The sequence below is a fragment of the Campylobacter sp. CFSAN093241 genome, assembly GCF_012889595.1.
Lineage (GTDB): Bacteria > Campylobacterota > Campylobacteria > Campylobacterales > Campylobacteraceae > Campylobacter_D > Campylobacter_D jejuni.
On sequence record NZ_CP040612.1, the window covers coordinates 1565221 to 1589493 of the forward strand.

The following is a 24273-nucleotide window of genomic DNA, read 5'->3' on the forward strand; positions in this document are numbered from 1 at the left end:
TAAAAATTATGATAATTGATATTAATTATAAATTTATTTTTTATACAGTATAATCTTTTAAAATTTATAAGTATATTTTTGGAGAAAAATATGGAATTTTTAAAAGATTACATCGATTTAATTATCTTTTTAATTCTAGGAATTATGGCATTTATAGCTTTTTGGTGTGTTGTAGAAAGAATGCTATTTTTTAGAAAAATTAACTTTAAAAATTATGAGAATCAAGAGCAATTTAATGATGCGATTAGTGAAAATTTAACCACTATATATATCATCTATTCCAATGCCCCTTATATAGGACTTTTAGGCACTGTAATAGGCATCATGGTTACATTTTACGAAATGGGCTTGGCGGGCAATATAGATGTCAAATCTATAGTCGTGGGGCTTTCTTTAGCTCTTAAAGCTACAGCCTTAGGACTTTTGGTTGCTATTCCTACTTTAATGGCTTATAATGCCTTACTTAGAAAAGTTTCCCTCTTAAGCAATGCTTATAAGGCAAATAAAAATGCTTAAACTACCAAAAAATGAAGGTTTAAATATAGTCCCATTTATAGACATTATGCTTGTTTTGCTTGCTATAGTGCTTAGTATTTCAACCTTTATTGCGCATGGAAAAATTCAAATCTCACTTCCTTCAAGTGAAAATGCTACCAATATAAGCAATAATGAAAAAAAACTTCTTATAACCATAGACGAAAAAAATACTTTTTATTTAAATGATAAATTAGCTGATTTAAATGAAGTTCAAAATGCTATTTTTTCACTTGATAAAAAAACCATAGTAGAACTAAAAAGCGATAAAAATGCTAAATTTGAAAGCTTTGTAAAAATTATAGATTTTTTAAAAGCCAAAGAACATGAAAATTTTCAGATTCTTACTGAGAAAAACAAATGAAAACTTTATTTTTAAATCATAAATACCAAGCTTCTTATATAACTTTTATAGTCTTTATACCTTTACTTTTTGTCATTTTTCACTCAAATGACTTTTTTAAAATGGAAATTAAAAATGAAGATTCTTTTTCTTTAGCAATAAAACAATTTACCCAAACTAATCCAACAAATGAGACTAAACCAACAGAATCCATTATAGAACCTATCAAACCAAAACCTCAGCCAAAAGTTATTAAAAAAACTCCTGAAAAAATGCAAAAAAAGATAAAAAAAACACCTCCACACCCAATACCAAATAAAACCCCAATAGCACCAACTCAAGAAGTTAAAACTTTTGCAAAAACAACTGATACAAATGTCAAACCTAAGATCACTCAATTAACACAAGGAAAAGATAATCACCCTGTATTAAAAGAAATCCAAAAAGCTATACAACAAGCACAATTTTATCCAAGGCAAGCAAAAAAAATGCGTATGCAAGGAACTGTAAAAGTAGAATTTTTATGGAAAGAAAACAAAACTTTAGCAGATTTAAAAATCATAGAAATCTCGGGATATGATTTGTTAGATAAAAGTGCTTTAGAAAGCATAAGAAAAGCTTCTTTAAATTTTCCACACTATAATGGAGATTTAAGAATTACACTACCTATTATATATGATTTTAAAACCCTAAGAGGATAAAATTATAATTTGCTACACTCTCTTATCTACAATTTGTGCTTCTTGATTTTCAATTTTATTTTGAAAATCTTTACTTAAATTCTGACTTAATTCTTGGAAAGATTTTTGCTTCAGTTTTTCAAATTCTTCAGGATTGCTAGCCTCAAGCTTTGCCTGCTCATCAGCACTTAAAGCACTTAAACCTTTTTCTTGAGCTTTTTGAAGCAAATCTTCGTCTTCTTTTTCTTTGATATTATTTTCCTTATCATCTTTTTTATTGATTTTTTGCGGATCTATGGTTTTCATAGCATTAGCTCCACCACCTGATGCTTCTTTAATGTCGCTTAAAATTTCTCTCATGCTAGGTTCTTTAACATCACTATCATCAACTTTACCATCTTTATTTACATCTTTATCAATAAAAAAATTTAATTTTTCTTCTATATTTGCATCATCAGATATTTTTTCATCACTTGTTTTAAAGCCTAAATTTTGCATACTTTGTTGAAGGGTACTTGTATTAAAATTTAATTTTACACTTTGTTGTTTATTATTTAAATTTGAATTTAAAGAACCAAAATTATCTTTTACACTTTCAAACCAATTTGAAACAAATTGATTTACTTCGCCATTAAGCCTTATACTACCATCATTTCTAGCAACATAATTCATATAAGAACCGAAATTTTTTTGTAAACTACTATAATTTTCATCGCTTAAATTTAAAGCTATAAGTTCACCTTGCTTATTTTCAAAAACAACCTTAACACCATCGCTATTTAAACTCGAAAGATCTTGCACGGGAATTTTATCTTGATCTTCTTTTTTTAATACGCTAAGCTCTTTTTTATCAACATTATTAGTTAAAGAATGGGTTAAACTAGCAGAAGTATCGATTTTCATTATTTATCCTTTTTTACATTTTGCAAATAAACCTAAACGACACATTTTTCTCTCATGTGAATTTTTTAAAGAATTACACTTTTTAAGTTCTTGCTCGTAGTTAGCACAAGAATTTGCAAAAGCAAAAGAACTCAAAATGCTTAAAACCAAAATTATTTTTAACATTTTCCAATCCTTATTTTAAAGATTTTTTAGTTAAAATTATACCTTTTATAATCGACAAAATCTTAAAAAACTTTATAATCTCAGAAAGGAATCAATGAAAGCATTAGCTCTTTTTAGCGGTGGGCTTGATAGTATGCTTGCAATGAAACTCATCACTGCACAAGGCATAGAAGTTAAAGCTCTAAATATCAACATAGGTTTTGGAAGCACAAGTGATAAAAGCGAAATCATGAAAAAGCGTGCGGCAATGGTAGGTGCAGATTTTGAAATGATAGATGTAAGAAATTCCTATCTTCAAGAAGTGCTTTTTAATCCACAATATGGCTATGGCAAACATTTTAATCCTTGTATAGATTGTCATGCTTTTATGTTTAAAACTGCTCTTGCTATGTTAAAAGAAGAAAATGCAAGTTTTATCATCACAGGAGAAGTTTTAGGACAACGCCCTATGAGTCAAAGAAGTGATGCAATGGCAAAGGTTAAAAAACTTGCTCTTGATGAAGAAGATTTAATCTTGCGTCCTATGTGTGCAAAAAACCTACCTCTAACCAAACCTGAAAGAGAAGGTTGGGTAGATAGAGAAAAACTCGAAGGTATTATTGGAAGAAGTCGTAAAAGACAACTTGAACTTGCAGCTAAATTTGGCTTAGAAGACTTTGAAAGCCCAGGTGGAGGTTGTTTGCTAACTCTTGATAGTTTTGCTAAAAAAATTCGAGATTTCATAGAATTTGACAAAGATATGCAGGTTAATGACGCACAACTTTTAAAATATGGTCGTCATTTAAGATTACCCAATGGAGCTAAAATGATCATAGGTAGAAATGAACTTGAAAATACTCTTTTAAAAGGTTTAAAAACTCCTAAATATGAAGCAATAGAAATTGGGGATTTAATCGGAGCTTACTCTTTGGTAGATGAAAAAATTTCAGAAAAAGACTTAGAACTTGCCTTAAAAATAGCCCTTACCTATACTAAACACGAAGTAGGAAAAAGCTATGAACTTAAATTTAAAAATCAAGCTTATACAAGTATAGCTTTTGAAAATAAGGCTGATATTAATCAATTTTTTATTAGTTAAAGTATAAAGTATTTAGCAAAACAAGCGATATAGTATTTGAATCTTTTCAAAATATTGCAATCAAGCCCATGAAAATGGGCTTTTTTTATTTTAATCCATAAGCATTTTTTAAATTGTTTAAATTCGCACTCGCATTCAAAAGCAAACAATCAGCCAAAACTAAACGTACCATAGCACTAGCTACAACACTTCCTCTAACACCTACACAAGGATCATGCCTACCTTTGAGTTCAAATTTCAAATTATTGCCAAATTTATCTATACTTTCTTGCTTGGCAAAAATAGAAGGAGTAGGTTTAAAATAAGTTTTTAAAATAAGATTTTCTCCATTTGAAATTCCTCCTAAAATTCCTCCGCTATGATTGCTTAAAAACTTGCCATCTTTTAAAGCATCATTATTACACGATCCGCGCATTTTGCTTGCATTAATACCTTCGCCTATTTCAACTGCTTTAACAGCATTAATTCCCATTAAAGCATGAGCTAATTTAGAGTCTAACTTATCATAAAGAACTTCTCCAAGTCCTATAAGCATACCACTAACTTTTGTAAAAACAGCAGCGCCTACGCTATCTTTTGAATTTCTAGCATTTAAAATTTCATTTTTAAAGTCACTTTCTAGTTTTGGATCAAGGCAAAAAATTTCACTTTTCTTAGCAAATTCAAAATCAAATTCTTCTTCTTTCAAATTTGATACAAAAGTTCCTACTCCAAAAACACCACTTTGAACACAAATATCAAATTCACGCAAAAGCATCGCTGCAACTGCACCACCAGCCACTCTAGCAACACTTTCCCTAGCGCTTGATCTACCCCCACCCCTATGATCTCTTATGCCATATTTATAAAAATAAGTAAAATCCGCATGAGCAGGACGAAATAGATCTTTTAAATTATCATAATCTTTAGAATGAGCATTTTCATTAAAAACTACTATAGCTATGGGATGACCCGTTGTATATCCTTCAAAAACCCCGCTTAAAACCTGAGCTTTATCGCTTTCTTTTCTTGGTGTTGCAAATTTACTTCCGCCTTTGCGTTTATCAAGCTCATTTTGCAAAAATTCTTCATCAAATTTAACCCCAGCAGGCATTCCATCAATAATACATCCAACAGCCACACCATGAGACTCACCAAAACTTGTAAATTTCAATCTCGTACCAAAGGTATTCACTATAAAGCTCCTAATTTCTCAAGTGCAATTTTTGCTGCCATTTGCTGTGCTTCTTTTTTGCTTCCTGCAATAGCTCTTGCAAGTTCTTTACCATCAAGCATTAAAGCAATTTCAAATTGCTTTAAATGATCAGGGCCAAAAGCACGCACTGTTTCATACTGCGGAGTTTGTCCGATTTTTCCCTGTGTAATCTCTTGTAATTTTGTTTTATAATCTTTTATAAGAATTTTTGCATCAATTTGAGGGAAATTTTTTTCTATAAGCCTTAAAGCAATAGTTTTTGCAAACTCGAACCCAGCTTCTAAATGTATAGCACCTATAATGGCTTCTAACGCATCTGAAAGTATAGAAGGCTTTTCTTTTCCTCCATTGTTTTCCTCAGCAACACTCATAAGAATAAAATCGCCCAAATTTAAACTATTTGCAATTTTTGCAAAAGACTTTTCATTTACTAAAGCTGCTCTAAGCTTAGATAAATCTCCTTCGGCATCTTTGGCGAATTTATGAAAAAGGTATTCACCTACAACTAAATCAAGCACGGCATCACCTAAAAATTCCAAGCGTTCGTTGTTGTAAGATTTTTTAAAACTTTTATGGGTTAAAGCATGTATAAGAAGATTTTTATCTTTAAATTCATAAGTTAAACTCTGCTCTAGCTTTTCAATGTTTTTCATCATTTTCCCTTGCAATTTTCAAAGCAGCTTCACGCGCCAATGTATCACACCTTTCATTTTCCAAATGTCCATTATGTGCTTTTACCCAAAAAGCCTTAATCTTATGAGATTTTGCCACTTTAATATATTCCTTCCATAAATCTATATTTTTTTTACCTTTAAAATCCTTTTTTATCCATCCTTCTAGCCATTCATTAATACTTTGAACCATTAGGTTAGAATCTGTAAAAAGCGAAATTTCACAAGGCTCTTTTAAAGCCTTCAAAGATTCAATAATTGCCATTAGCTCCATTCTATTGTTAGTGGTATTAGCCTCAGCTCCAAAACCTTCCTTTTGATACTCCTTATAACGCAAAATATAAGCCCATCCGCCAAAACCTGGATTATTAAGACATGAGCCATCTGTATAAATTTCAATGTGTTTCATTGTTTTTCACTTCATAAATAATTTTACAAGTATTAAACTCATAACAAACAGGACAGTGATAAAAAAACAAAGGCATTACATTTTTACACTCAGAACAACGATATGAAAATTCTAACCCCGCATTAAAAGAATTATCTTTTAAAATTTTTAACATTTTAAAATTAGAATTTTTAAAAACAAACTGATGCGTATCATCATGCTTTGAAATTTTACCCAAAGCATAAAAGAATTCTAAAAAATCTTGATTTTCTAAATTAAACGCTTCATTTTCTCTATAAAGCAAATCACAAATATCAAAAAAATTTTGCCCTAAAAACATATGATATTTTTCAAAAACTAAACGCCCCAACATAGGATTGTCTTCTATTTTAAATTCTAAAAGTTTTTTCTTTTTTTCTTCATCAGCGATATTAAAAGTACAAAGTTCTAAAGCTTTGATAAAATCACGCTCTTTTTGTACATCTTCATTAAGCTCAAAAAGACATTCTAAAAGTTCTAAATTTTCTTTATAAGAACGAAGTTTTAAATAAACAATTTTTAAAAGTTTTAAGGCTTGTATATTTCTTGGACGCAGTTTTAAAGCTTGTAATAAAACTTCTTTTGCACGCTCTAAAAATCCTGCTTTAAAATAAACTTTTGCTAAAGAAAGGAAAATAAATTCTCTTTCTTGTTTATCTTTACATTTTTCAAGAGCAATCAAATAAATTTGAGTTGCTTTTTCAAATTCCCCGCTTTTAGTAAAAATTTCAGCCAAAAAACTTAAATTTCCAAAACTCAAGCTACTATTTCTTAACAACTCTTTATGAGCGTTATCCATTTCAAATTTTTTTATAAATTTTTCAAGCTTTTGTTCTTCATCTTTGTTAGCAAATATTTTCCAAATATAATTTGCAACAGCTACAACAAATACTAAAATGGTTAAAATTATAAGCCCTACTAAAGGGTCTCTGTATTCTACAAAGAAAAAATCCATAGTCTCGCTCTAAAAATTTTATGCCAAATTATAGCCAAATCTTTGTATAATTTTAACAAGGTTTGTAAAATGATAACTAAAGAAAGTATAGAAAATTTATCCCAAAGACTTAATATTGTTGATATTATAGAAAATTATATTGAAGTAAAAAAACAAGGCTCTAGTTTTGTATGTATCTGTCCTTTTCATGCAGATAAAAACCCGTCTATGCATATCAATCCTACCAAAGGTTTTTATCATTGTTTTGCTTGCAAAGCTGGTGGAGATGCTTTTAAATTTGTAATGGATTATGAAAAATTAAGTTTTGCCGATGCAGTTGAAAAAGTTGCAAGCCTTAGTAATTTTACTTTGAGCTATACAAAAGAAAAACAAGAAAATAAAAAAGAGCTAAAATCTATACTACCAAGCTTAAATGCGTATTTTAAAGATAATCTCAAACACCACAAAGAAATTTTAACCTATCTTTACCAAAGAGCTTTAAATGACAAAGATATAGCCAAATTCGAATTAGGTTTTGCAGGAGCAAGTGAAGATAGTATAAGATTATTGCAAAATCAAAAAATTCCTTTAGAAGATGCTATGAGTGTTGGAGCTTTAAAAAAAGATGAAAATAATGAATTTTACGCAAGTTTTATATGGCGTATCACCTTTCCAATCTACGATCACAAAGACTTATTAGTAGGGTTTGGAGGGCGTACTTTAAATCCCAATGTACCGGCAAAGTATGTAAATTCACCCCAAAATATACTTTTTGATAAAAGTAGAATTTTTTATGCTTTTAACATCGCTAAAGAAAATATAGCCAAAAAAAAAGAAATAATAGTATGTGAAGGCTACATGGATGCAATAGCTTTTCACAAAGCAGGGTTTAATAACGCTGTAGCAGTTCTTGGAACAGCATTAACCGAACATCATCTACCCTTAATCCGCCGTTATGATGCAAAAGTGATTTTATGTTTTGACAATGATGAAGCAGGATTAAAAGCTGCGACACGATCTGCATTTTTATTAAGCACAAACAAAATAGACGGTAAAGTGGCAATTTTGCAAGGCGGAAAAGATCCTGCTGAGCTCGTAGCAAAAAATGAAAGCACAAAACTCCATAATATACTCGATGAAGGAATAGAGCTTGGTGAATTTTATATCAGACGCTTAATATCCACTCATTCCATAATTTCTGCTCTTGATAAACAAAAAGCTTTAGAAACTATACAAAAATTCACCTTTAATCTTGAACCTTTAGTGGCAAATTCTTACACTAGTCTAGTTTCAAATTTATTAAAAGTGGATGAAAAATTTATTGTCTTATCACAAAATTCAAAAAAAACCATACAAACCCCTTTAATTTCTCAAAATAAATACAATTTTCCTAAAGAAAAAATTCACATTGCAGAATTAGAACTTATAGCTTTTTTAAAACAGCATCCAGATATATGTAACGATTTTAAGCAAATTAGTGATAGTGTTTGTTTTAAACATAAGATTTTATTGGATAAAATTTTAGAAAAAAAAGGTTATGAAGATAGTGATATTAGAGAATTTGAAAGTAAAAATATTCGAAAAAATTTAAACTATAGCGAATTCTTGTTAGGTATTTGCAAGGTTAATTTAGCTTTTTTAAACAATGTAAAAATTAAAAATTCTACACTCGCATTAAAAAAACAACTTTTTACGCTTATTGATAAAAATTTAAATCTTTTAATTAAAAATTTAAATACCGCAGAATTAAATAATTTTTTAAAAGAATATTTAAGCTTCTTAAAATATGAAAAAAACGAAGAAATTCTGCAACAATCATTTAGAAACTTAAATGGAATTTTTGGTAACAAAAACTTTACAGCTTATGATTTAGGATTTAGCATACAAAATAATGACAAACCTTTTTAATTTATTTAAATTTCAAGCCTTAATTTACCTTTTTTTAAACACAATCACGCTAAAGTATATAAAAATTTTTAAGGATAAATTATGATGCCTTTTAGTGATGAAGAGCTTATAAATCCTGTTAAAGCAAGTTTAGAAAAGAGCTTGCCTATGCTTGAACGTGATGGCGGAGGGCTTGAATTTTTAGGAATTAAAAATGGGATCGTTTATGTCCATTTAATAGGAGCTTGTAAAGGCTGTGCATCGAGTGGAACAACGCTAAAATACGGTCTTGAAAGGCAACTTAAGATTGATATTCATCCGGAAATCACTATAATCAATTTAAACGGCGGAGCAGACGAATTTGCAAAATTATAAAAAACTTGGAATTGAACATTTTTACAAGAAAGATTTTAAAACTGCAAAAATGTATTTTTCTATGGCTTATGAAAAACGCAAAAATAAACGCTTGCTAAATTTTATCTGCCTTTGTGATCTTGCTTTAAAATCTCCTAAAGAAGCTTCTTTACTTTTTGATTTTTATATAGAACATTACAAAATCTCTAGCATTGATAAAGACTTAGAAGAAATTTTAAGTACAATTGAATTTAAAAAACAAGAAAACAAACAGGAAAACGAATTTGAAGATGGGCATGCGTTAAATTATCAAGATTTTTTAAAAAGCGAAGAAGAACTTGGCTTTCAAAAAAGTTTTGAAAATATCATTAACAGCACTAAATTAGTTATTGATAATCGTGATGATTTTTTAGATTTTTTGGAAAAATTACTTGATAATGGCTATAAAGATATGACTTTAAATTACATAGAAAATGTTATGCCTCATTTTTGGGCAAATGATAGATTTATCAAACTCCAAGAAAAACTCATGGGATTTAAAAGTGAAATTAAAACTTGAAAATTCATTCATTACAGATAACACCTTAGAGTGTGAAAAAGAATGCTTTTTTTTGCAAACCACACAAAATGCTAAATTTCACGCTCAAGCCTTAGAAAAAGGTGCAAAAATCATTGATGTAAATGAGTGTAAAAAACTTTTAAAAATCGATGAAAAGATTCAAATCATAGGAATCACAGGAACCAATGGCAAAACCACAACCGCAGCAGCGATTTATTCTATCTTATTGGATTTAGGTTATAAGTGTGGGCTTTGTGGGACAAGAGGAGCTTTTATCAACGATGAACAAATCGATGAAAAATCCTTAACCACCTCCCCTATTCTTAAAACCTTAGAATACCTACAAATAGCCACTCAAAAAAAATGTGATTTTTTCATCATGGAAGTAAGCTCACACGCACTCGTTCAAAACCGCATCGAAGGCTTAAATTTTGCTGCTAAAATTTTTACCAATATCACTCAAGATCATTTAGATTTTCACGGTACTTTTGAAAATTATAAAGAAGCAAAAGAACTTTTTTTTACCGATGAGAGTTTAAAATTTATCAACAAAGATGCTTTGGCTATTAAATTTAATGTGCGTAATGCTTTTACTTATGGCATAGAAAATCCTGCTTTATATCAAATCAAAGCTTATTCTTTAGAAGAAGGCATTAGTACTATTGTAACAAATAAAAATCAAACTTTTCACATAGACTCGCCCTTGCTAGGACTTTTTAATCTTTACAATCTTCTAGTTGCTAGTGCTTGTGTGAATGAACTCGTAAAGCCTGATTTAAAAGACTTGGAAAAAGCTATCAGTGGATTTGGCGGGGTTTGTGGCAGGGTAGAACAAGTAGCAAAAGGTGTGATTGTAGATTTTGCTCATACGCCTGATGGCATTGAAAAAGTGCTTGACACTCTTAAAAATAAAAAACTCATCGTTGTTTTTGGAGCAGGTGGAGATAGAGATAAAACCAAACGCCCTTTAATGGGAAAAATCGTCGAACATTTTGCAAAAATTGCTATCATTACAAGTGACAATCCACGCAGCGAAGAACCAAAAACCATCATGGAAGAAATTTTATCAGGCTTTACTAAAAAAGAAAAAGTTTTAATGATAGAAGATAGAAAAGAAGCTATAAAAAAAGCTTTAGAACTAAAAGAAAATGACGATTTAGTCGTTATTTTAGGCAAAGGTGATGAAACTACTCAAGAAATTAAAGGGATAAAATATCCTTTTAGTGATAAAGTAGTTGTTAATGAAATTTTAAAAAATCAAGGATAATCAATGTTTGAAAATATGGATTTTTCTAAAATGGGAGAACTTTTAAATCAAGTTCAAGAAAAAGCAAAAAATATAGAACTAGAACTTGCAAATCGTGAATTTAGTGCCAAAAGCGGAGCAGGACTTGTTAAAGTAAGTGCCAATGGAAAGGGTGAAATTATCGATGTTAGCATTGATGATTCTTTACTTGAAGATAAAGAATCCTTGCAAATTTTACTTATTTCTGCAATTAATGATGTTTTGGCTATGGTTGCACAAAATCGTTCAAGTATGGCGAATGATGTTTTAGGCGGTTTTGGAGGTATGAAATTATGAAAAAAATTTTAATTATTTGCATGCTTTTTACTTTGTCTTTTGGTATAGAAAGACCTAAATTTGAAGATTTTTTAGCAGGTTATGAAAGAAATAAGGCAAGCATGCTCAACTATGAAGGAATGCCAGCTTTTGCACTCGGTGAAAATTTACTTGCTGTGTTAAAACAGCCTAATGCTAAGCTTAACAAATATGTAAAATACGATCCATTTTTAAATTTATATCTTGTAAGAACTGACTTTAGCCTAATCCCTACTCCTATGGGTGATGAAGAAAAACTTACTCGTAATGATTGGGTTGGAATTTGGGATCCTAATAAACCTTATATAGGGCATATTAAGTATTTAGCTCAAAATATTGATGAAAAAGATCAACTTGATTTTAATTCTAAAATAGGACTTTTAGGGACTCCATGCTGTGAAATGATGGGGATTGCTTTAAATAATAGCTCTTTTATAGGCAATCGCTATTTAAAACATTTTATGAAATATAACGATGTTTATTGGGGGGATATTGGCGTTGATTTTGTTGTTCGAGAAAATAAAATTTATGTTAACAATGTAAGAAAAAATCCACAATTTTTAATCAATGATCAAGTTATAAGTGTTGATGGCTTACCCGCCAATGATTTAAGAAAACTCAATGAAAAAATTCTTTTTGCAGATCGCGGAAGCACTCTTTATTTTCAAGTGTTGCGTGATAATATGGATTTAAATATTTCTACTGAAGTTTTTGCAAAAGATTTGAGCAAATTTAACCTTCCTGATTCTAAACCAAAACCAAAAATTACAAATTTCACAAGCAATCTTGGTTTAACGGTTAATGCTAGTCTTGTTGTAACTAAAATAGATCCAAAATCAAAAGCATCAAATGCAGGATTTATGGTAGGAGATAAAATTTTACGCGTTAATAATATTATTTTAAATAATTTTAAAGAATTACAAAATATTTTAAGTGCTGGTAATGACTTTAGCATCTTAATTGAACGCAAAAGTACTAAATTACCTTTATCAAATTTCAACAATGAACTAGGCGGAAATGCCAACTCAGGTGGCGATGGTAAATTTCAATTTTTCATAAGGCTTACTAAGTGAATTTAAAAGAACTTTTTATCCATCACTTAGAAAAAAATCTACCCAAAGTTGAAAGCTTTCATCCTTTTTTCAATGAAGCTTTAGCACTTATGTTAAAAGCAGGAGGAAAGCATTTTCGCGCACAATTGCTTTTAAGCGTAGTGCAAAGCAATAAACCTGAACTTTTAAATCAAGCTTTAGATGTAGCTTTAGCTTTGGAATTTATCCATACTTATTCACTCATACACGATGATTTACCCGCTATGGATAATGCGGACTTTAGACGAGGAATTCCAACCTTACACAAAAGCTACGATGAAACTACAGCCATCTTAGTAGGTGATGCTTTAAATACCGAAGCTTTTTTAGTTCTAAGTCATGCTCATTTAAAAGATGAAATCAAAATCAAACTCATCAAAACCCTTGCCTTTAATGCAGGACTTAATGGAATGGTCATAGGACAAGCTATTGATTGTTTTTTTGAAGACAAAAGACTGAGTTTAAATGAACTTGAGTTTTTGCATACACATAAAACCGCAAGATTGATCGCCGCAGCTTTAAAAATGGGTTGTGAAATTTGCGAACTTAACAACGAAGAAAGCAACCAAATTTACAAACTTGGTTTAAAACTAGGACTGATTTTTCAAATCAATGATGATATTATCGATGTAACTACAAGTCAAGAACAAAGCGGAAAGCCTACCAACAACGATATTCATAAAAATTCTTTTGTCAATTTGCTTGGACTTGAACAAGCCATAAAAACAAAAGAAAATCTTCTTAGTGAATGCGAACAAGACTTAGAAAAACTTAATGAAAAACTCGCACAAATGATACAAAATTTAATAATTCAATACTTATAAAGGCAAAATAATGAACATTCAAATTTTACAAGAACAGGCAAATACTCTAAGATTTTTAAGTGCTGATATGGTGCAAAAAGCAAACTCAGGACACCCAGGTGCACCTTTGGGCTTAGCAGATATTTTAAGTGTTTTAAGTTATCATTTAAAACACAATCCCAAAAATCCAACTTGGCTAAACCGAGATAGACTTGTATTTTCAGGCGGACATGCAAGTGCTTTGCTTTATAGTTTTTTACATTTAAGCGGCTATGACTTAAGCTTAGAAGATCTTAAAAATTTCCGCCAACTTCATTCTAAAACCCCTGGACACCCTGAAATTTCAACTCTTGGAGTAGAAATCGCTACAGGCCCTTTAGGACAAGGCGTTGCCAATGCTGTAGGCTTTGCTATGGCAGCAAAAAAAGCACAAAATTTGCTAGGCAGTGATTTAATCGATCATAAAATTTATTGTCTTTGCGGAGATGGGGATTTACAAGAAGGCATTTCTTATGAAGCTTGTTCTTTAGCAGGACTTCACAAACTTGATAACTTCATACTTATTTATGATAGCAACAATATCTCTATAGAAGGCGATGTAGGTTTAGCCTTTAACGAAAATGTAAAAATGCGTTTTGAAGCACAAGAATTTGAAGTTTTAAGTATAAATGGACACGATTATGAAGAAATCAATAAAGCCTTAGAACAAGCTAAAAAATCCACAAAACCTTGTCTTATCATCGCAAAAACAACTATAGCAAAGGGTGCAGGAGAGCTTGAAGGCAGTCATAAAAGCCATGGCGCACCTTTGGGTGAAGAAGTGATTAAAAAAGCCAAAGAACAAGCAGGCTTTGATCCAAATATCAGTTTTCATATCCCACAAGCAAGCAAAATCCGCTTTGAAAGTGCTGTAGAACTTGGGGATTTAGAAGAAGCAAAATGGAAAGATAAGCTTGAAAAAAGTGCTAAAAAAGAACTTTTAGAAAGGCTATTAAATCCTGATTTTAACAAGATAGCTTATCCTGATTTTAAAGGAAAAGATCTTGCTACAAGAGATAGTAATGGTGAAATTTTAAATGTTTTAGCTAAAAATTTAGAAGGATTTTTAGGTGGAAGTGCAGACTTAGGCCCTTCGAATAAAACAGAACTTCACAGTATGGGAGACTTTGTAGAAGGTAAAAATATCCATTTTGGTATCAGAGAACACGCTATGGCAGCGATTAACAATGCTTTTGCAAGATATGGAATTTTCTTACCATTTTCGGCAACTTTTTTCATCTTTAGCGAGTACTTAAAACCTGCCGCAAGAATAGCAGCTCTAATGAAAATCAAACATTTTTTCATTTTCACACACGATAGCATAGGCGTGGGCGAAGATGGACCAACACACCAACCTATAGAACAACTTAGCACTTTTAGAGCTATGCCAAATTTTTTAACCTTTAGACCTGCTGATGGGGTGGAAAATGTCAAAGCTTGGCAAATAGCCCTAAATGCTGATATTCCGAGTGCTTTTGTGCTTTCACGCCAAAAACTCAAAGCTCTAAATGAACCTGTTTTTGGAGATGTAAAAAACGGAGCGTATTTACTCAAAGAAAGCAAAGAGGCTAAATTTACACTTCTAGCAAGTGGAAGTGAAGTTTGGCTTTGTCTAGAAAGTGCAAACGAACTTGAAAAACAAGGTTTTGCTTGTAATGTTGTTTCCATGCCTTGTTTTGAACTTTTTGAAAAACAAGATAAAGCTTATCAAGAAAGATTGTTAAAAGGTGAAGTTATAGGTGTTGAAGCAGCACATTCTAATGAACTTTATAAATTTTGCCATAAAGTATATGGCATAGAAAGTTTTGGAGAAAGTGGTAAAGACAAAGATGTGTTTGAATGCTTTGGATTTAGCGTTTCAAAGCTTGTAAATTTTATCCTTAGCAAATAAAATGAATACAAATTTCAAATTTCAAAATAACACTCTTTTTATCTTTGGAATTTGGGATAAAACAAGTATTTATAAGTTAAAAATAAAAGATTTTTTAGCTTTGATCCAAAGCAAGGAAGTGATTTTTGATTTTAAAGATCTAAAAGCAATCGATACCGCTGGAGTGAGATTTTTCCTTGCTTTAGAAAATGACCTTAAAGATAAAAATATTAAAATCACCAAAGAAGGCTTAAATTCACGCTTTCAAATCCTGTTTGAACTTTGTGAAAAAAACTACCAAAGACTAGGCAAAACAAAAAAATCACATAAAAATTTCAGTGAATACTTTATCGATCTTGGAAAATTAAGTTTAGAACTTTTAAAAATTTTAATAAAATTCATCAATTTCACAGGAGCTTTTTTCACAAGTCTTTTTTTATGCCTTAAAAATCCTAAAAATTTTCGCTTTATTGCTTTTTTATATCATATAGAAAATTCTGCTTTTAAAGCCTTACCTATAGTTATTTTAACCGCTCTTTTAGTAGGAGTGGTTTTAGCCTATCAGGCTGCTTACCAACTCGCACAATTTGGAGCCAATATTTTCATAGTGGATTTGATGGGAATTTCAGCCACTAGAGAACTTGCACCTTTAATCGCTGCCATAGTGATCGCAGGAAGAAGTGCAAGCTCTTATACCGCACAAATTGGGGTGATGAAAATTACTGATGAAATTGCAGCTATGAATACTATGGGTTTTCGTTCTTTTGAATTTATTGTTATTCCACGTGTCATGGCTTTGGTAGTAGCTATGCCTTTAATCGTTGCCATTAGCGATGCAATCAGTATTATAGGTGGAATGATGGTTGCAAAATTAAATCTTGATATTTCTTTTGCCGAATTTTTAAGACGCTTTAGAGAAGCTGTAGATATAAAACATATCTTTATAGGACTTGCAAAAGCACCTATTTTTGGATTTTTGATAGGACTTATTGCTTGTTTTCGTGGTTTTGAGGTAAAAAACACTACACAAAGTATAGGAATTTATACAACAAAAAGCGTTGTAAATGCTATTTTTTGGGTGATAGCTTTTGATGCTTTATTCTCTGTTATTTTAACTTCTACAGGAATTTAAATGGTTATTAAAGCACAAAATATCATTACAAAATTTGGAGAAAAAATTGTCCATGATGGCGTAAGTTTTGAAATCAAAAAAAACGAAATTTTTGGTATTTTAGGAGGTAGTGGAAGTGGAAAATCCGTCCTTTTAAAACAAATGCTTATGCTTGAACATTTTGATGGTGGAGAATATGAAATTTTAGGCTATAAACTTAAAAATATCAACAAAGAAGATGCACTTGCTTTGCGTAAAAAATGGGGTGTGGTTTTTCAGTTTGCTGCACTTTTTAGCTTTTTTAATGTTTATGAAAATATCGCTATTCCTTTAAAAGAATACACTCATTTAGATGAAAATAGCATACAAGAACTGGTTTTAATGAAGCTAAAAATGGTAGGCTTAAACGAAAGTGTTTTAAAACAATTTCCAAGCGAACTTAGTGGCGGTATGCAAAAAAGAGTGGCAATTGCTAGAGCTTTAGCACTTGATAGTAAATTGCTTTTTTTAGATGAACCTACTTCAGGACTTGACCCTCATAGTAGTCGTGAATTTGACGATTTGGTTTTAGAGTTAAAAAAAAGTTTTGATCTAAATATCATTTTGGTTACACATGATAAAGAAAGTATGAAAAATTTACTCGATCGTTTTATCATTTTAGAAAATAAAAAAGTTGGATTTTGCGGCACTTATGAAGAATTACGCTTGCAAAATGAACGACTTTTTAAAAGATTTATGGAGTAAAAGTGGAAAATAGAGCAAATTATTTTTTTGTAGGACTTTTTGTTTTTGGAGTATTTTTTGCAAGCCTTGGTTTCATACTTTGGCTTGGTGGATACTCTAAAGAAGAAAGTTTTAAGTATTATGAAATTCACACACAAGAATCCGTTGCAGGACTTGGCATAAAAGCACCCGTAAGGCTTTTGGGCGTGGAAGTAGGTAGCGTAGAAGAAATCAGCATTTACAATCAAGATGAACTCGGCGTTAACATACGCATCAAGGTCAAAAACAATACCCCTATAAAAGAAGATACTTTTGCTACTTTGCAACTTCAAGGTATCACAGGACTTAAATTTATCCAACTTCAAGGCGGAAGTAAAAATAGTAAAGATCTAGTATCTATGCAGGGAAAACTTCCAGTCATTCCTTTTAAAGAAAGTTTTTTAGCGACCATAGATAGACAAAGTGAACATATTTTTTCTTTGGTTAAAACGGCCGATGATAAATCAAAAGAACTTTTAAGCGAAAAAAATCTTAAAAATCTAGAAATCCTTTTGCAAAATCTAGCAGAATTAAGTGCAAATTTAAACGCTAATTCTAAAAATTTAAGTCTTAATCTTTCAAACGCAAGTTTAAAAATAGGAAAAATGGCTGATAATATAAGCCTTAGTGCGCAAAATTTCAACTCCAGTCTTAAAAACATAAAAGAAAGCACAATGATTTTAAAAAATTTCATAAAAAAAGCTGATGAAAAATTAAACACTTATGATGATATTAAAGCATCTTTGATGCAAAATTTAGAACTTTTTAAACGGGTTTTAATTGAAAGCAATATTCTAATAGAAAATTTACAAAACAGCCCTGCTGATTTGATTTTTAAAGAAACTAAACCTAAACTTGGACCAGGAGAAAAATAATGCTAAAGCAATTATTCTGTATTTTGACTTTTATTTTTATGTTATGCGGATGCTCTTTAAGACACGAAACCATCAATAAAAATGAAAATATCATATTAAAAGACGAAGGAATAGACTCAAATATTTTTTTTAAAAAAACCGGTAAAATTCTTAAAATTCGCAATACAAATGCACCTTTGTATTTAAACTCGCGAGCTATTGTTTATATAGATAATGGTTTTAGCAACAAATACGCACATTATTTCTGGGGAGATTTGCCAAGCAATCTTTATTCTTTTTTAATTTTATCAAAATTTGAACAAAGCAATATTTTTACAACCTTACTTTCTTCAACAAGCTCTTTAAGTGCGGATTATTCTCTTGAAAGCAGGATTAACTCTTTTGAGCAAATTCTTAATAACAATGAAAACTACGCTCAAATTTCTATAAGCGTAAATTTCATAAATCTTGAAAACAATCAAATAATAGCTCATAAAATTTTCAATACCAAAGAAAAAATAGAAAAAAAAGATATCCGCTCTACCTATAATGCTTTTCAAAAAGCCTTGAATAAAATTGGCAATGAGATTGTTTTTTGGGTAAATTCTAACTTATCCTAATTTAGGAACACTTTTTGCTTTTTAAATATTTAGCAATATTTTTGAAAGGTAAACAATGAAAAGTGATTTAGATATATTTAAAAAACACTTAGGTGAAATTCAGGGCGTGAATGAATTTAAAGCAAATCAAATTTGCTCTCAAATCAATGATGCAAATGATTTTATAGGAGCACTTCAAGTGCTTGATATGTCTTTAAAAAAAATAGAAAAAAGCATTCTAGAAAGAATAGATGAAAATTCAGATGATATGCAAAAAAGAACTCTTGATGCCACAGCGTCACAACTTATACAAAACTGCTCTTTCATGGGAACAGCTCTTTTTGGAAATATTTTCAATGTTTATGTTGGTAAAAAACTTTTTGAATTTGAAATTGCTAATCCACTTTTAATTCTTCAAACAAGCAATTACGAAGGTGTATTGGCCTATATACAAGATAAAAGAGATGAAATAAAAATCATTCTATCAGAATTAGCAACCGCAATTACCATGGGCGAAACTATGGATAATGCTGGAATTTATAACTCTACAATGGATTTTAAAAATTTATTTAAATAAGAATAGTAATCGTTTGTTCTCTTTAAGCAAATATAATATATTTTAGCTTAAAGAGATTTTCCAGACTCTAAAAGAGAGTTAGGCTACGAATAAAAAGGGGAGGGAAATAGCCTAACCCAAAAGAGATCTTAAAAGATCTCTTTAAACCAAAATACATATTTAGATAATTTAACAATTTTTATTAAATTATCTAAACCATATTTATGTTTTAGTTTAATACGATGTGACATTTTATTCTAAAAACACTTAATCTGCTATAAAAATATCATTTAGTAACTTAACTTATTAAAGAATATTACTACAATATTATTAAAAAATTTTAAATTTTTAGGATTTTAAGAAAAAAATATTATTTTTATAATTTAATATCATATCATAGAAAGAATTTCAGCACGCCCATTAATCACGGCAACACAATGTTCATAATGAGCCGCATTCAGCCCATCAATACTTCCAGCATCCCATTTTCCATTATAATGCTTTGGTGTTCCATCTTTTTGGCATATCATAGGCTCTATGCAAAACACCATTCCATTTTTAATTTTAGGGCCACTTTTTGCACTCGCACCTTTTTCTAAATAGTTTAAAATTTCAGGCTCTCCATGGGGCTTTCGTCCTATACCATGCCCGCAATATCCACGAAGCGGGACAAAACCTCTTGCATGGATAAATTCGCCTAAAGCAGCTGAAAGTTCCTTAAAACGCATTCCATCATGAATAATATCTATAGCATGATATAACGCATCTTTAGCACAAGAGATTAAAGCTTTATCAGTGGGTAAAACTTCTCCTATAGCAATAGTTCTTGCTGCATCCCCATAATACCCATCAATCAAACTTCCCACATCAAGACCTAAAATATCACCCTCTTTGATAATTTTATCATCTGGAATTCCATGGATACAAACTTGATTTAAAGATGTGCAAATGGCACCTGGAAAACCATAAAGTCCCTTAAATGATGGCTTGGCACCAAGGCTTAAAATATAATCTTCTGCCATTTTATCGATTTGTTTTAAGCTCATTCCTATTTTAATTTCATGCTCTAAAAAATTTAAAGTTTTTGCTACAATTTGATTTGCTATTCTTAATTTTTCTATTTCATCTGGTTTTTTCAATTCTATCATTTTATTTCCTTATAAATTTAGCCAAATTTTAGCAGTATTTTTTAAAGATTTAACATCGCTTGAAGCATAAAAATGTAATTTTGCTTTATGATTTTTCAAATCTATATTTTCTCTTTCTTTAAGAAATTCAACTATGGCATCCCCTGAATGAATTAATTTTGTTTTATCGCCAAAATACTTACTTAAAGAACGACCTAGTAAAGGGAAATGAGTGCAAGCGAGTATCAAAGCATCTGGAGTTGTGATATTTTTAAAATAATATTCCATAGCACTTTGCAAAAAATCTCCTTCAAAAATACCTTCTTCAACCATAGGCACAAAAAGCCCTGTAGCTAAAGCATTTATATTTGTATATCCTTGAGATAACAAACGCTTTTGATATTCTTCTGATTTAATGGTTGCTTTTGTCGCAATGACTAAAATTTCTTTATTTTTATCATGCAAAGCTTTTATCGTTGCTTCAACCCCTGCATCAATTACGCCATATACTGGAAAATGTGCTTTTGCTCTTAAAGCATCTAAAGCATAAGCACTAGCAGTATTACATGCAATGATAAGCATATCAATTTGAAATTGTTCAAAAAAATCCAATGCTTCAAGACAGAACTTTATAATAGTATCTTTATCTTTCACTCCATAAGGAACTCTTGCGGTATCTCCATAATAGATAATTTCATCAAAAAGCCTAGCTTCATAGAGAGATTTTAAAACACTAAGCCCTCCTACTCCGCTATCAAATACACCTATTTTCACTTTAATACCTTCTTGCTCCTATATAACGAGCCTTCCAATAAGAACTATTTAGCTCGACTTCTTTTACTCCATCTTTAGTAGATAAATGTATAAATTTTCCCTTGCTCATATAAATACCAACATGCATACCATTTGGCCCTCTACCTGTCTTAAAAAATACCAAATCTCCTGTTTGCAATTTTGATTTAGAAACTTTTCTTCCAGAACCTAATTGAGTTTTTGTAGTGCGAGGTATGCGTATATTAAGCTGAGCTAATGCGCTCTGTGTAAATCCTGAACAATCAGCACCTTTTTTACTAGTTCCACCTAAAACATAAGGGGTTTTTTTCCATTCATTTGCAATAACCTTGAGCCTTGCTTCTTTATTTGTGTTGTAACTAGGACGATAGTTTAGATTCTGATAAAAACTACATCCACTTATAAAAAATATAATCGTAATAATAAAAAAAATATGCCTCATCAATCCCCTTAAGATCGAGTAGTAAAGAATTTAAGATAAATAAAACCCCAAATCCCAGAACAAAATGAGGCTATAAGAATAGCTAAGTTATCTGCATAATTAAAAATATCGCTAACTTCATACGCCAATCCATCAATGAACAAACTCATTGTAAAACCAATTCCTGTAAGTATGCAAACCCCATAAAGTTGTTTCAAATTTGAACCTTGGGGCAAAGCTGCAAATTTAAAGCGGATTGCCAAATAAGAAAATAAAAATACACCCACTTGTTTACCCACAAAAAGCCCTAAGAAAATACCTATACTTACACCTGAAAAAATTGCTCCTATATCGATATTGGATAAATTTACTCCAGCGTTAGCAAAAGCAAATAAAGGTAAAATAATAAAAGCAATCCAAAATTTTAAGCTTTCATAAATTTCTTCTAAAAATGCTTCCCCATTTTTAGTTTGCATCGGTATAAAAAATGCTGTTACAATTCCAGCTAAAGTTGCATGTACTCCACTTTTTAAAACACTAATCCAAAGAATAACTGAGCAAATAAAATAAAAAGACTTTCTTGTTATCCCTAAAAGATTTAAAATAAGCATTACCAAAATAGCAAGTCCTGCAACGACAAAAGCAACTATTGATAATTTTGTCGTATAAAAAATAGCTATAATTAAAATAGCACCCACATCATCAAAAATAGCCAAAGAAAGCAAGAAAATTTTTAAACTTGATGGAATGTGCTTGCCACACATCATTAAAATCGCTAAGGCAAACGCTGTATCTGTGGCTGTAGGTATAGCCCAACCTTGTAAAGTATAAGCATCTCCTATATTTACCAAAGCAAACAACATCGCAGGTATAAGTATACCCCCTAAAGCAGCCATAAAAGGTAAAACAATATTTTTAGGATTTTTAAAATCCCCGTGCAAAAATTCCTTCTTAAGCTCAAGCCCTATAGCAAAGAAAAATATAGATATAAGCCCATCATTTATCCAAAGTAAAAAAGGTTTATTAAGCTCAAATTCACCTACACTAAATCCGACTTTTAAATTTAGAAATTCTCGATAATGTTCGCTAAAAGATCCATTTTGCACAAGCAAAGCAAGCAAAGTACAAACTATAAGTAAAACGCCGCCAAAAGCCTCATTTAAAACTAAAGTTTTTAATTTATGTACTATATTATTCATTTAACAATCTTAAGATAAATAAAACCAACAATGGCACTTAAAAAACTAGCTACTAAAATAGCAAGTTTATCCGCATATTCAAAAATATCACTATTTTTATAAGCCAAACCATCAATAAACAAGCTCATCGTAAAACCGATGCCTGTTAAAATACATATACCATAAAATTTTCCATATTTAATATTTTCAGGTAATTTTGCAAGTTTAAGTTTGATAGCAATAAAACAAAAAGTGAAAACACCTAATTGTTTTCCTAAAAATAGTCCTAAAATAATCCCAAGACTTACAGGAGAAAATACTGAACCAAGATGCATATCTCTAATATCAATTCCAGCATTGGCAAAAGCAAATAAAGGTAAAATAAAATAAACTACCCAAGGATTTAAATCCTTAAGAACTTCATGTAAATAAGGTTTTTTATTTTTTGTATCAAGAGGTATAAACAAAGAAATGATTACACCAGCCAAAGTTGCATGCACTCCACTTTTAAGCATAGCTATCCACAACACAACACCTACCAACACGTACAAAGAAAGATGGGTGATGTGATAATAATTTAACAAAAGCAGAGCAAATATACAAAACAAACAAATAATAATTGCTAAAGCTGAAAGCTGATCTGTATAAAACAAAGCAATAATAACAATAGCACCCAAATCATCAAAAATAGCTAAAGAGAGTAAAAAAAGTTTTAAACTTGTAGGAATTTTATTTCCCAAAAGCATTAAAATACCCACTGCAAAAGCTATATCAGTTGCTGTAGGTATTGCCCAACCTTTCATAGCAAAATCATGAGAATAATTAATAGCAATAAAAATTAAAGCCGGAGTAATCATACCCCCTAAAGCTCCAAATATAGGTAAAGATACAGCTCTTATATTTTTAAGTTGCCCACGTAAAATTTCATATTTTAACTCAAGCCCTATACATAGAAAAAATATAGCTATCAAACCATCATTTATCCATAAATCCAACGACTTTGAAATTTGAAAATGATCAAATCCTACTGTAAAATTAGCATGAAAAAAATCTGTATAAATAACACTTAAAGAAGAATTTTTACATAATAAAGCTAAAAATGTAAAAAATATAAGCAAAATACCAGGGAAAGTTTCACTTAAAACCATCTTCTTTATCATTTGCATCCTTGCTCCTAAGTAAATATTTGTAAAAATTTAATACGATAAATAAAATGGTAAAATTATAACGAAAAAATACTAAAGAAATAATTATTTAAAAAAACAAGCCCAAGATACCAAAAAGTTCTTAAGCTTGTTCTTAAGATATTTAAGCGTAAATATCCAAACCACTAGAGCTAGACGCTTGTGGAGCGGAGGCTTGAGAGACACCTTCCATACCTTCGATGAGTTCATTCATCAATGCCTCGTTTGTGTCCATAGATTTTTTCAAAACTGAAGTATTAACAGCAGTCATTAAATTAGCATTACCCATAGAAACATCTGAAACCATACATCCTCCTTTTAGATTGAGTCTTAAGACTTTATTTAAATCGGATGATATTTTTAAAACTTAATATTTTTTACTAAACTTTTTAAAATTTTTCAAGGGAACCAATATCTGAAATTAAAAATCATAAATTTTTTAAGATAAAATCCTATTTTAAAAATTTTTACACTATGAAACAATAAGCAAAATATAAATGATTGATGCTTTTAAAAGTGAATTAAATGGATAAAAATTTATTTCAATAAATTTAAG

General features: G+C 30.4%; 29 protein-coding genes. 17 read left to right on the forward strand and 12 right to left on the reverse strand.

Features of this window, described 5'->3' with window-relative positions:
- Positions 1-90: 90 nt before the first annotated feature.
- From exbB to FBE96_RS07940, 3 genes are read left to right on the forward strand one after another with little or no spacing between them, the layout of a single operon-like run.
- Entirely contained in the window at positions 91-516 is a 426-nt protein-coding gene (gene exbB / locus FBE96_RS07930; protein ID WP_002896877.1) for a TonB-system energizer ExbB, read from the forward strand.
- Entirely contained in the window at positions 509-898 is a 390-nt protein-coding gene (gene exbD, locus FBE96_RS07935; protein ID WP_002851470.1) for a TonB system transport protein ExbD, read from the forward strand. The genes exbB and exbD overlap by 8 nt, the downstream gene beginning before the upstream one ends.
- Positions 895-1578, forward strand: a complete 684-nt coding sequence (locus FBE96_RS07940; RefSeq protein ID WP_002851568.1) for an energy transducer TonB — start codon at positions 895-897, stop codon at positions 1576-1578. Before exbD ends, FBE96_RS07940 begins: the two co-directional genes overlap by 4 nt.
- A gap of 12 nt (positions 1579-1590) precedes the next feature.
- Here FBE96_RS07940 and FBE96_RS07945 read toward each other — a convergent pair whose 3' ends face one another.
- Both FBE96_RS07945 and FBE96_RS07950 read right to left on the reverse strand, forming a co-directional pair.
- The gene (locus tag FBE96_RS07945; RefSeq protein ID WP_002906170.1) at positions 1591-2460 is read right to left on the reverse strand and encodes a hypothetical protein; all 870 of its coding nucleotides are present in this window, start codon (positions 2458-2460) and stop codon (positions 1591-1593) included.
- 3 nt (positions 2461-2463) lie between these two features.
- Entirely contained in the window at positions 2464-2625 is a 162-nt protein-coding gene (locus FBE96_RS07950; RefSeq protein ID WP_002778908.1) for a hypothetical protein, read from the reverse strand.
- Between the two features lie 94 nt (positions 2626-2719).
- Between FBE96_RS07950 and FBE96_RS07955 the strand changes: the two genes are divergently transcribed.
- The gene (locus FBE96_RS07955; RefSeq protein ID WP_002851386.1) at positions 2720-3703 is read left to right on the forward strand and encodes an MnmA/TRMU family protein; all 984 of its coding nucleotides are present in this window, start codon (positions 2720-2722) and stop codon (positions 3701-3703) included.
- 85 nt (positions 3704-3788) lie between these two features.
- Here the strand turns inward: FBE96_RS07955 and aroC are convergent, their stop codons facing one another.
- From aroC to FBE96_RS07975, 4 genes are read right to left on the reverse strand one after another with little or no spacing between them, the layout of a single operon-like run.
- On the reverse strand, positions 3789-4877 hold the full coding sequence (aroC, locus tag FBE96_RS07960) for a chorismate synthase (protein WP_002851463.1): 1089 nt from the start codon (positions 4875-4877) through the stop codon (positions 3789-3791).
- Positions 4877-5551, reverse strand: a complete 675-nt coding sequence (gene rnc, locus FBE96_RS07965; protein ID WP_002851153.1) for a ribonuclease III — start codon at positions 5549-5551, stop codon at positions 4877-4879. The genes aroC and rnc overlap by 1 nt, the downstream gene beginning before the upstream one ends.
- Positions 5538-5978 carry a ribonuclease HI gene (gene rnhA, locus FBE96_RS07970; RefSeq protein WP_002851277.1) on the reverse strand — a complete coding sequence of 147 codons (441 nt, stop codon included), beginning with the start codon at positions 5976-5978 and terminating at the stop codon, positions 5538-5540. Before rnhA ends, rnc begins: the two co-directional genes overlap by 14 nt.
- Positions 5965-6951 (reverse strand): CDC27 family protein, encoded by a 987-nt coding sequence (locus tag FBE96_RS07975; protein WP_002874939.1) that lies wholly within the window; start codon positions 6949-6951, stop codon positions 5965-5967. Before FBE96_RS07975 ends, rnhA begins: the two co-directional genes overlap by 14 nt.
- Positions 6952-7020: 69 nt before the next feature.
- Between FBE96_RS07975 and dnaG the strand changes: the two genes are divergently transcribed.
- The 13 genes from dnaG to FBE96_RS08040 all read left to right on the forward strand — a co-directional run bounded on the left by dnaG (position 7021) and on the right by FBE96_RS08040 (position 19036).
- Positions 7021-8838 carry a DNA primase gene (gene dnaG, locus FBE96_RS07980; protein ID WP_002874938.1) on the forward strand — a complete coding sequence of 606 codons (1818 nt, stop codon included), beginning with the start codon at positions 7021-7023 and terminating at the stop codon, positions 8836-8838.
- An 81-nt stretch (positions 8839-8919) separates the two neighbouring features.
- The gene (locus FBE96_RS07985; RefSeq protein ID WP_002858971.1) at positions 8920-9192 is read left to right on the forward strand and encodes a NifU family protein; all 273 of its coding nucleotides are present in this window, start codon (positions 8920-8922) and stop codon (positions 9190-9192) included.
- The gene (locus tag FBE96_RS07990) at positions 9179-9730 is read left to right on the forward strand and encodes a hypothetical protein (protein ID WP_002851410.1); all 552 of its coding nucleotides are present in this window, start codon (positions 9179-9181) and stop codon (positions 9728-9730) included. The genes FBE96_RS07985 and FBE96_RS07990 overlap by 14 nt, the downstream gene beginning before the upstream one ends.
- A complete protein-coding gene (locus tag FBE96_RS07995; protein ID WP_002865460.1) occupies positions 9714-10997 on the forward strand; it encodes a UDP-N-acetylmuramoyl-L-alanyl-D-glutamate--2,6-diaminopimelate ligase in 1284 nt (427 codons plus the stop codon). The genes FBE96_RS07990 and FBE96_RS07995 overlap by 17 nt, the downstream gene beginning before the upstream one ends.
- A 3-nt stretch (positions 10998-11000) precedes the next feature.
- On the forward strand, positions 11001-11312 hold the full coding sequence (locus FBE96_RS08000) for a YbaB/EbfC family nucleoid-associated protein (RefSeq protein ID WP_002851172.1): 312 nt from the start codon (positions 11001-11003) through the stop codon (positions 11310-11312).
- Entirely contained in the window at positions 11309-12403 is a 1095-nt protein-coding gene (locus FBE96_RS08005) for a PDZ domain-containing protein (protein ID WP_002871887.1), read from the forward strand. The genes FBE96_RS08000 and FBE96_RS08005 overlap by 4 nt, the downstream gene beginning before the upstream one ends.
- Entirely contained in the window at positions 12400-13245 is an 846-nt protein-coding gene (locus tag FBE96_RS08010; RefSeq protein ID WP_002851379.1) for a polyprenyl synthetase family protein, read from the forward strand. The genes FBE96_RS08005 and FBE96_RS08010 overlap by 4 nt, the downstream gene beginning before the upstream one ends.
- 10 nt (positions 13246-13255) lie before the next feature.
- Positions 13256-15154: a transketolase gene (tkt, locus tag FBE96_RS08015; protein WP_002906166.1), complete on the forward strand. Its 1899-nt coding sequence runs from the start codon at positions 13256-13258 to the stop codon at positions 15152-15154.
- 1 nt (position 15155) lies between these two features.
- The gene (locus FBE96_RS08020) at positions 15156-16265 is read left to right on the forward strand and encodes an ABC transporter permease (protein ID WP_002874463.1); all 1110 of its coding nucleotides are present in this window, start codon (positions 15156-15158) and stop codon (positions 16263-16265) included.
- On the forward strand, positions 16266-16988 hold the full coding sequence (locus tag FBE96_RS08025) for an ATP-binding cassette domain-containing protein (RefSeq protein WP_002874933.1): 723 nt from the start codon (positions 16266-16268) through the stop codon (positions 16986-16988).
- A 2-nt stretch (positions 16989-16990) separates the two neighbouring features.
- On the forward strand, positions 16991-17881 hold the full coding sequence (locus FBE96_RS08030) for an MlaD family protein (protein WP_002851168.1): 891 nt from the start codon (positions 16991-16993) through the stop codon (positions 17879-17881).
- Positions 17881-18480 (forward strand): ABC-type transport auxiliary lipoprotein family protein, encoded by a 600-nt coding sequence (locus tag FBE96_RS08035; RefSeq protein ID WP_002874932.1) that lies wholly within the window; start codon positions 17881-17883, stop codon positions 18478-18480. Before FBE96_RS08030 ends, FBE96_RS08035 begins: the two co-directional genes overlap by 1 nt.
- 55 nt (positions 18481-18535) lie before the next feature.
- A complete protein-coding gene (locus FBE96_RS08040; protein ID WP_002868879.1) occupies positions 18536-19036 on the forward strand; it encodes a flagellar FLiS export co-chaperone in 501 nt (166 codons plus the stop codon).
- Positions 19037-19404: 368 nt separating this feature from the next.
- On the opposite strand, the gene map is transcribed toward FBE96_RS08040, so the two are convergent.
- The 6 genes from map to FBE96_RS08070 all read right to left on the reverse strand — a co-directional run bounded on the left by map (position 19405) and on the right by FBE96_RS08070 (position 24024).
- Entirely contained in the window at positions 19405-20163 is a 759-nt protein-coding gene (map, locus tag FBE96_RS08045; RefSeq protein WP_002874931.1) for a type I methionyl aminopeptidase, read from the reverse strand.
- A 9-nt stretch (positions 20164-20172) separates the two neighbouring features.
- The gene (gene murI, locus FBE96_RS08050) at positions 20173-20916 is read right to left on the reverse strand and encodes a glutamate racemase (protein ID WP_002871893.1); all 744 of its coding nucleotides are present in this window, start codon (positions 20914-20916) and stop codon (positions 20173-20175) included.
- Between the two features lies 1 nt (position 20917).
- Positions 20918-21376 carry a C40 family peptidase gene (locus tag FBE96_RS08055; protein WP_002851417.1) on the reverse strand — a complete coding sequence of 153 codons (459 nt, stop codon included), beginning with the start codon at positions 21374-21376 and terminating at the stop codon, positions 20918-20920.
- 8 nt (positions 21377-21384) lie between these two features.
- A complete protein-coding gene (nhaA, locus tag FBE96_RS08060) occupies positions 21385-22554 on the reverse strand; it encodes a Na+/H+ antiporter NhaA (RefSeq protein WP_002871894.1) in 1170 nt (389 codons plus the stop codon).
- Positions 22551-23699 (reverse strand): Na+/H+ antiporter NhaA, encoded by a 1149-nt coding sequence (gene nhaA / locus FBE96_RS08065; protein WP_002799206.1) that lies wholly within the window; start codon positions 23697-23699, stop codon positions 22551-22553. Before nhaA (FBE96_RS08065) ends, nhaA (FBE96_RS08060) begins: the two co-directional genes overlap by 4 nt.
- A gap of 142 nt (positions 23700-23841) precedes the next feature.
- Positions 23842-24024, reverse strand: coding sequence for a YjfB family protein (locus FBE96_RS08070; RefSeq protein ID WP_002858984.1), 183 nt, complete (start codon positions 24022-24024; stop codon positions 23842-23844).
- Positions 24025-24273: the final 249 nt, after the last annotated feature.

Bases quoted from the DNA above. Each gene is read 5' to 3' on its own strand.
- exbB (WP_002896877.1), top strand. From the start codon at position 91: ATGGAATTTTTAAAAGATTACATCGATTTAATTATCTTTTTAATTCTA.
- exbD (WP_002851470.1), top strand. From the start codon at position 509: ATGCTTAAACTACCAAAAAATGAAGGTTTAAATATAGTCCCATTTATA.
- FBE96_RS07940 (WP_002851568.1), top strand. From the start codon at position 895: ATGAAAACTTTATTTTTAAATCATAAATACCAAGCTTCTTATATAACT.
- FBE96_RS07945 (WP_002906170.1), bottom strand. From the start codon at position 2,460: ATGAAAATCGATACTTCTGCTAGTTTAACCCATTCTTTAACTAATAAT.
- FBE96_RS07950 (WP_002778908.1), bottom strand. From the start codon at position 2,625: ATGTTAAAAATAATTTTGGTTTTAAGCATTTTGAGTTCTTTTGCTTTT.
- FBE96_RS07955 (WP_002851386.1), top strand. From the start codon at position 2,720: ATGAAAGCATTAGCTCTTTTTAGCGGTGGGCTTGATAGTATGCTTGCA.
- rnc (WP_002851153.1), bottom strand. From the start codon at position 5,551: ATGAAAAACATTGAAAAGCTAGAGCAGAGTTTAACTTATGAATTTAAA.
- rnhA (WP_002851277.1), bottom strand. From the start codon at position 5,978: ATGAAACACATTGAAATTTATACAGATGGCTCATGTCTTAATAATCCA.
- FBE96_RS07975 (WP_002874939.1), bottom strand. From the start codon at position 6,951: ATGGATTTTTTCTTTGTAGAATACAGAGACCCTTTAGTAGGGCTTATA.
- dnaG (WP_002874938.1), top strand. From the start codon at position 7,021: ATGATAACTAAAGAAAGTATAGAAAATTTATCCCAAAGACTTAATATT.
- FBE96_RS07985 (WP_002858971.1), top strand. From the start codon at position 8,920: ATGATGCCTTTTAGTGATGAAGAGCTTATAAATCCTGTTAAAGCAAGT.
- FBE96_RS08000 (WP_002851172.1), top strand. From the start codon at position 11,001: ATGTTTGAAAATATGGATTTTTCTAAAATGGGAGAACTTTTAAATCAA.
- FBE96_RS08005 (WP_002871887.1), top strand. From the start codon at position 11,309: ATGAAAAAAATTTTAATTATTTGCATGCTTTTTACTTTGTCTTTTGGT.
- tkt (WP_002906166.1), top strand. From the start codon at position 13,256: ATGAACATTCAAATTTTACAAGAACAGGCAAATACTCTAAGATTTTTA.
- FBE96_RS08020 (WP_002874463.1), top strand. From the start codon at position 15,156: ATGAATACAAATTTCAAATTTCAAAATAACACTCTTTTTATCTTTGGA.
- FBE96_RS08025 (WP_002874933.1), top strand. From the start codon at position 16,266: ATGGTTATTAAAGCACAAAATATCATTACAAAATTTGGAGAAAAAATT.
- FBE96_RS08035 (WP_002874932.1), top strand. From the start codon at position 17,881: ATGCTAAAGCAATTATTCTGTATTTTGACTTTTATTTTTATGTTATGC.
- FBE96_RS08040 (WP_002868879.1), top strand. From the start codon at position 18,536: ATGAAAAGTGATTTAGATATATTTAAAAAACACTTAGGTGAAATTCAG.
- map (WP_002874931.1), bottom strand. From the start codon at position 20,163: ATGATAGAATTGAAAAAACCAGATGAAATAGAAAAATTAAGAATAGCA.
- FBE96_RS08055 (WP_002851417.1), bottom strand. From the start codon at position 21,376: ATGAGGCATATTTTTTTTATTATTACGATTATATTTTTTATAAGTGGA.
- nhaA (WP_002871894.1), bottom strand. From the start codon at position 22,554: ATGAATAATATAGTACATAAATTAAAAACTTTAGTTTTAAATGAGGCT.
- nhaA (WP_002799206.1), bottom strand. From the start codon at position 23,699: ATGCAAATGATAAAGAAGATGGTTTTAAGTGAAACTTTCCCTGGTATT.
- FBE96_RS08070 (WP_002858984.1), bottom strand. From the start codon at position 24,024: ATGGTTTCAGATGTTTCTATGGGTAATGCTAATTTAATGACTGCTGTT.